Origin of the sequence: uncultured Microscilla sp., from assembly GCF_947493425.1 — a bacterium.
In the GTDB taxonomy this organism is placed as follows: domain Bacteria; phylum Bacteroidota; class Bacteroidia; order Cytophagales; family Microscillaceae; genus Microscilla.
In genome coordinates, this window is sequence record NZ_CANLRP010000425.1 from 1 (window position 1) to 782 (window position 782).

1 protein-coding gene is annotated in these 782 nt (G+C 44.6%); it reads right to left on the reverse strand.

Annotated features, from left to right (window positions below):
* Positions 1 to 30: 30 nt before the first annotated feature.
* Entirely contained in the window at positions 31 to 645 is a 615-nt protein-coding gene (locus Q0954_RS34165) for a DUF4157 domain-containing protein (RefSeq protein ID WP_299466631.1), read from the reverse strand.
* Positions 646 to 782: the final 137 nt, after the last annotated feature.

Genomic DNA, 782 nt, shown 5'->3' on the forward strand with positions numbered 1-782 from the left:
CCAATTTTATATTGGAATGAGCGAGGACTTTCAGTCCGCTAGTAAAACCCCTGTACTTTCAGTGCAGGGTGGTTTAGCTCCCATCACATCGGCTTCACGCTCCAGTGCTGCGTTGTCATTGATGCCTACCTTGTCATCATTGTTTTTCATTTGGGTGGTAGCCTGCACCCGTCCTTGTTTTTGCTGTACCACGTGCCAGGCTTCGTGGGGCAAGTGCTTGTCTTGTCCGGGGGCAAGGTGAATGTCAGTACCTTGAGCATAGGCATGTGCTTTAAGTTGAGCAGGTTTGTCAGAGTTTCGGTGTACTTTTACGTCCGATAAGTCCACCCCACTCATATTTTCCATATTGCTTTGCAGCTGATGGGGCAACCCGTTTGAGTTGCTTTTACGCTGTATAGGTTGTTGCTTTGCCTGAATCGGTGGACTCCCTTTTTTGCGTTGTATGGGTTGCAGTGGCTCGCCGTTAAAACCCTTTGCCTGAATCGGAGGTTGGTTACCTTGTTTGCTTGGTATGGGTTGTTGTAGAGGTGTATTGTTGAACCCCTTGGCCTGAATAGCAGCGTTCTTTTTCTTTAGCTTGCTTTCTTTTCTTTGTGCAACTTCTTGTTGCTTAGCAGCATCTTCGTTTTTGATTTTCTTTTGCATAAGTTGTATATGTGGTAATTAAGCACCGGAGCAGAATTAAATATGCCTATTAAACAAGTGTACTTACGTTTCGCCCAAATGGGAATCAGAAAATGAAACTTGTTCAAGTCCTAAATAGGCACTTGGGCTTATTTTTA